Origin of the sequence: Oscillibacter sp. UBA6647 (assembly GCA_002455655.1) — a bacterium.
Taxonomy (GTDB): Bacteria; Bacillota; Clostridia; order Oscillospirales; family Oscillospiraceae; genus Oscillibacter.
In genome coordinates this window covers 12,096-18,514 of the sequence record DKLF01000099.1, presented here as the reverse complement: position 1 = coordinate 18,514, position 6,419 = coordinate 12,096, and the positions used below count along the sequence as shown (strand labels likewise).

Sequence of the window (6,419 nt, the reverse complement as noted above, 5' to 3'; positions counted from 1 at the left end):
CACCGGGCGCAGAGAACCGCCCGCCTCAAACTCCGCCATATGCTCGTCAATCAAAAGCTGGGCCTCTGCCAGCATGTCCGTTTCCACGCTTTGAAGCAAGGCGGTGGTGTCCGCATAATGAAGATAAAACGTCCCCCGGTTCATATCCGCCCGCTCTGTCACATCCCGCACGGAGATGGCGGAAAACTTTTTTTCCAGCATCAGCTCCAGCAGTCCCTTTTTCAGCAGCTTTTGAGAGCGGCGCGACCGCCGATCCTCTCCTTTTTCCACTTTGTTCATGCCCCTTTCACATAAAAGTGAATCCACAGCCCTCTTCACCACAGGGATCCACATAGGCCCAGTTCTCCACAAAATACTCCGGTGTGGTCAAAAGTCAGCCGTCTTTTTCTTAATGTACACAGCGGTTCAATTATGGCCGCTTGCGGCTATTATAGTTCAACTCTGTCTAAAAATCAACAAAAATATTTTAATGAAAAATTGTTGATTATTTTTGGTGAAACCTATTGCTTTTTGAATAAGACCATACTATAATTCTCTCTGGTATAAAATTGACATAAATTCATTAAAGGACACATGTTCATAATTGAGAGGAGCATTTTTATGGTTTACAAATTCCCGCAGTTCACGCGCGCGCTTGCGCTGACGCTGGCGGCGGTGCTTCCGGCCACGCTGATTCCCGTGGGCGCGGCGGAAAAAATTGGCGACGGCGTGGCCCCTACTTACGACGAGGCTTATTACGCCACGCTGGATTACTATGGCAACCTGACGGAGGGCAGCGTAGTAAAAAGCTATGCTCTCAACGGCGCCACGGCCCTGACGGATTACGGTACTTACGACGAGGTGGTAAACCTGACCGACGGTACGGCCCCCACCGAGAAAGACAATGTCACTACCTTTGATTTCAGCAAGGCAGCCGCGCCTTCTCACTTTTATTTTGAGGGAAAGACCACCGCGCCGTTTGCCGCCCTGCCTTGGACGATCGCCCTGTCTTACACGTTGAACGGCGTCCCCACCAAGGCGGAGGATTTGGCTGGAAAAACCGGCGTGGTGAATATCAATCTCGACATTATTCCCAATGAATCCGCCAGCGATTACGCAAAAAACAACTATACGCTGGAGGCCATGGCCCTATTTAATCAGGACGATATCCTTTCCCTGAAAGCGAAGGGCGCACAGGTTCAACTGGTGGGCAATCTGCGCACGGTGCTGTTTCTGGCCCTGCCGGGAGAAGAGCAGCATTTTACCATTGAGGTTGGCTCCGACGATTTTTCCTTTGGCGGCATGACGTTCATGATGCTCCCTGCCACGCTGGCGCAGCTAGATCAGATTGCGGAGCTGAGTGACCGCAAGGACGAGCTGGAGGACGACTACGAAAAGCTCAACAACAGTCTGGATACCACGCTGGACGCGCTGAACAGCATGACCGGCAGCCTTTATTCCAGTGCCAGGGGTCTTGACGCGCTGAATAAGGCCCGGGGAACGATCTCTGTCGGAAAAGGCTCCATCTATGACGGAATCGACGTCTCCAAGCTGGACATGGAAAGCATCGCCGCCCTGCTGGACCCTGTGGCAGAGCAGGTACAGGCCGCTAGCGAGACGCTGACGAACTCCAAGGCAACCCTAAAAACGCTGGTAAATACGGCGGTTTCTATAAAGGCGGAGCTGGTGGATCTTGAAAATGATTTGAAAAACTTGGAGAACAACGCCGACGACGCGCAGGAAGTCATGTGGCGGCTGCGCACGCTTCAAGGAAGCCTGAAGAGTCTGCAAACCGAGCTTTTGGATATCAACCCCGGTTCCTCCGGCGGACAGGGTTCCTCGCAGAATACACTGAATCAGGATACTCTGAACACGGTGGTGGGTCTGCATACTACATATGCTGGGCTCAACGCGGCGGGCGGGGATAGAACTGCTTTTTACACAGGCTTCTTTGTCAATCAAGGCTATTCGCCCTCACAGGCCGCCGGTATGGCAAATGCTTGCGTCACAGGTAATCGCGATTTGATTTACAGTATCGATTCCTCCGGCGGGCTGCTGGCTGCCTACGATAAGCTGAACCCGCTGTGTGACGCTTATGACCATACCGATTCTCCCAAAAGCTTTCAAAAATTTTGCGCCGTAGTGACAAATGACTCAAACAAAGCCGCACTAATGGATAATTTGTGGAATGTTTACAACAGCGGTGACAAAGCCGCACTGGAGCTGATTTTGGCAGCTATGGGTGGACTGAACGACACGGTCAGCTCCGCAGGTGACAGCATGAGCAAAATGGCAATCTCAACAGCCAACCTGGTAGGCGGACTGTCAAGGGTGTGTGATGAGATGGGCAGTCTTGCCAATGTCATGGGGGATGTATCCGGCATTGCCGGAGTTAGCAAGAAAGTAACCAAAAAGGCATCTCAGCTACTGGACGACGTGCAAAATTTGTATAATGCCGTGGATGCTTATGAACCAAAAGCACAGGAAAGCCTCAAAACACTGGAGGATTTAAGCGTCACCGCCGCAGGCTCCATCCGCAACGCGGAAAAACTGATTTCCGACACGGAAGCTCTGGCCCGAACCTCCGGCGAGCAGTTGGATGCCGGAACCAAGCAGACGCTGGAGGGGCTGGCTGCTTCCCTGCGCCAGACTGCCGCCGCCCTTGCCACCAGCAAGGACATTAAATCCGCAAAGAACAGTCTGGACAGCATCATCACAGATACGTGGAACGAGCATACAGGCGATGTGGATAACCTGCTGAACATGGACAGCACCGCCCCGGCCCAGTCGCTGACTTCCGGACAGAACCCAGCGCCCCAAAGTATTCAAATTCTGATCCGTTCTCAGGAGATCAAGATTCCGGATGAGGACGAGGAGGAAACAGCGTCTGCCGCCACTGACAAGGGCAGCTTTGGAAGTCGCGTGGGCCAGATGTTCCATGACCTTTGGTCCTCAATCACCGGGATTTTCCACTGAGGGCCCGCCTGTATGAAAGAAGAAGGTGACTTCCTGTGATTGGAAAAATTGCACACGGGCTGACACGTCGGCCCAAGCTGGTGGCGTTTATCGCCGTATTGCTGCTGATTCCCTCCGCAATCGGGTTTGCAGCCACTCGCGTCAACTACGATATTCTGTCCTACCTGCCCCAGAGCTCAGAGTCCTCTCAGGGGGAAAAGCTGCTGGAGGACCCGTTTAAAATGGCGGCCACCAGTATGCTGATCGTGGAGGATATGCCCGCCGGATACAGCAACCGGCTGATTCAGGAAATTCAGGATATTCCCGGCGTCAGCAACGCCATCTGGGTCAGCAGCATGGTGGGCATCCAGATTCCCACCGAGTTCATTCCCGCCAACCTGAGAGACATGTTTTTCTCCGGAGACGCCACCATGATGGTGATTCAGTACGACCATCCCGGCGCCTCGGACGAAACGATGGAGGCCATTGATCAGGTGCGGTCGGTATGCAACGAAAAGTGCTTCCTGGCGGGCTTTTCCGTGGTCATCAAGGATACCCGGGACCTGATGGACAGCGAGCTTCCGCTTTTCGTGGGCCTTGCGGTTGTTCTGGCGCTGGCGGCCATGTCACTGACGCTGGAATCCACGGTGCTGCCCTTTATATTTCTCGCCAGCATCGGGCTGGCCGTCATCTACAATTTCGGCTCCAACATTTTTTTGGGCCAGATTTCCTACCTTACCAAGGCCATCGCGGCCGTCCTGCAGCTTGGCGTTACTATGGACTATTCCATTTTTCTCTACCACCGCTACGAGGAAGAGCGGAGTAATTACGAAGATAAGCGCGACGCCATGGCAAAGGCCATTGTGTCCGCATTCACCTCTCTTTCCGGCAGCAGCCTGACCACCATCGCCGGCTTTTTGGCCTTGTGCTTCATGCGGCTGACATTGGGCCGGGATATCGGCATCGTCATGGCAAAGGGCGTGCTGCTGGGCATTGCCACGGTGATTTTGGTGCTGCCCTCTCTGGTGCTGTTGTTTGACAAGCAAATCGACCAGCACAAGCACAGAACGCTGATTCCCAGCTTTGATAAAATCAATGTCCACATTCTGAAGCACCGCTGGGTTTTTGTGGGCCTTACCCTTCTGATGTTCCTGCCCGCCGTTTACGCGCAGAACCACGCGGGCATCTACTACAAGCTGGATGAATCTCTGCCGCAGGACCTTCCTTCCATTGTGGCCAATGAAAAGCTGAAGAGCGATTTTGACATGGGCACGTCTCACTTTGTGCTTTTGCGGGACGATATTTCCGCAACGGACATGAATCAACTGGAAAATGCTCTTGAGGACCTGCCCGGCATTACCTCGGTGTTGTCCTATCACTCTCTGCTGGGCGCTGGGATTCCGGAATTTTTTGTGCCTGACGAGGTGCGCACCATGCTCAAGCAGGGCGGCTGGCAGATGATGATGGTAAACTCCAAATACGCCACCGCATCTCAGGAAGTATCCGACCAACTGGATGGGATGCGGGGAATTCTCAAGCAATACGACTCCGGTGCCCTGATTACCGGCGAAGCGGCCATGACCAATGATTTGATTGAAACTTCCGCCGTGGATTTCAACATTACCAACTACATCTCCATGGCCGCCATCTTTTTGATCGTTTTATTCGTGTTCCAGTCTCTCACCGTTCCGGTGGTTCTGGTGGGCACCATCGAGCTTGCCATCTTTATCAATCAGGGCGTGCCCTATTTTACCGGGACGGACATTCCCTTCATCGCCCCAACCATCATTGGCTGCGTGCAGCTCGGCGCCACGGTGGACTATGCCATTTTGATGACCACACGCCTTCAGGAGGAGCTGCGCGCCGGGAAAAGCCGGGACGAGGCCATCCACATTGCCGCCACCTCCTCTGATCCCTCCATCATTACCAGCTCACTGGTGCTCTTCTGTGCCACGCTGGGTGTGTCCTTTGTCTCCAGTATCGACCTGATTGGATCCATCTGTGTGATGTTGGCCCGGGGCGCGCTGATTTCTGCGATGGTCAGCATTTTTATCATGCCCTCCATTCTCAGCGTGTGCGAGCCGGTGTTCAATAAAACCGGCCGGTACTGGCGGACCGTGCCGCCGGTAAAGCCCTCCCGCGTTGCAAAGGCCCTGCAATCCGCTGCAAAAAAGCTTCCCCTCGGGAAGGAAGCAACGGTTAACAGCGGTGAAGAATCGCAGGCGGAAAACAAACTCACTTCCAACCAGCCGTCTTCCGCTCTGTCTGCGCCGGAAAATAATGTCTCCGAAAAGCAGGAGACTTCCTCCGGCAAAGCGCCTGAGAAAAAAGAGCATTTTGCCGTGTTTAAACGTTCCCTTCCCCGTCGGAAGACAAAAGCCCCCACCGATACCGGCAGCAGCTCCGCCCCTAAAGGCACGCCCCCGGAACCCTCGGATACAAAAACGCCGACAGAAAAGGAGCTTGCCAAAACCCGTTGAATCACACATGCTTTTGTCCCTGCAAAAAGACGGCCCCCTCCTGCGCGGTAAGCGAGGAGGGGGCCGTCTTAACGGTCCGCAAAAGCTGCACAATATTACAGCGTCTCCCTTTCGCCCCTGCCGCGGGAAAGGGAGACGTTTTAACGAGCGGTTTGCCGCTGTCCCAGGCAGCATAGCATTTCGGCGGTCATTCGGCACAGGTCCTTCGTGCAGGCGAAAAGAAGGGCGGACAGTGAACCCTGTCCGCCCCGTCGCAGGAATTGATCCCCGGTTTCCGGTTTTCGTAATAAACCCCTGCGCAATTTACTTTTCGGTTTCCTTTCGCTTCCTTGCCGCTTCAATCGGCGGGCAGTTGTTGAAACGCCTCGTCCAGATGAAGGACCACCTCTAAATACTCCCCATCCCGCCAAATCTTCATAGGCAAGTCGTCGCCGATGCGGAACTGGCGGCGGACGTTCAACAGCATATGCCGCTCAGTCACGGCCTGTCCGCCTGCGGAAACAATTACGTCCCCACCTTTCACCCCGGCCCTGTCGGCGGCGGAGCCGATGCTCACGTCCTGCACCTCCACGCCCTGCGTTCCGTCGGGCAAAACCTTGGGCATGTCGAGGATGGTGACGCCCAGCTTCGGCTCGGGAAGGACCTGCCCGCTCTCCAGAATGTCATTCACCATTTTCTGCACCGACCGCATGGGCAAGGCAAAACCCAGTCCTTCCACATTTGAGGAAAAGGACATCATCTTAATGGTGTTCACGCCCACCACCTGTCCATATACATTGATAAGCGGGCCGCCGGAGTTTCCCTCGTTCAATGCCGCGTTGGTCTGGATCAGCGTCATGATGCGGCCCGAAACATCCACGTCCCGGTTGATGGCGGAGACAATGCCGTCTGTCAGCGTTCCCCGCAGCTCCACGCCCAGAGGATTTCCGATGGCGTATACCGTGTCGCCCACCGTCAGCGCGTCGGAATCGCCCATCTCTGCCGCAGGCAGGCCCGTGGCTTCCA

4 protein-coding genes are annotated in these 6,419 nt (G+C 54.7%); 2 read left to right on the top strand and 2 right to left on the bottom strand.

Going from position 1 to position 6,419, the window contains the following annotated elements; genetic code table 11:
- Positions 1 to 279: TetR/AcrR family transcriptional regulator (locus B2W96_RS07615; protein WP_293009689.1), on the bottom strand; the 279-nt coding region annotated here is incomplete at its 3' end.
- Positions 280 to 600: 321 nt separating this feature from the next.
- On the opposite strand from B2W96_RS07615, the gene B2W96_RS07610 reads away from it, so the two are divergent.
- Positions 601 to 2,955, top strand: coding sequence for a hypothetical protein (locus tag B2W96_RS07610; RefSeq protein WP_293009688.1), 2,355 nt, complete (start codon positions 601 to 603; stop codon positions 2,953 to 2,955).
- Between the two features lie 35 nt (positions 2,956 to 2,990).
- Positions 2,991 to 5,414, top strand: coding sequence for an MMPL family transporter (locus B2W96_RS07605; RefSeq protein WP_293009687.1), 2,424 nt, complete (start codon positions 2,991 to 2,993; stop codon positions 5,412 to 5,414).
- 337 nt (positions 5,415 to 5,751) lie between these two features.
- Here B2W96_RS07605 and B2W96_RS07600 read toward each other — a convergent pair.
- A partial coding sequence (locus B2W96_RS07600; protein WP_293009686.1) for a S1C family serine protease occupies positions 5,752 to 6,419 on the bottom strand: 668 nt, incomplete at its 5' end.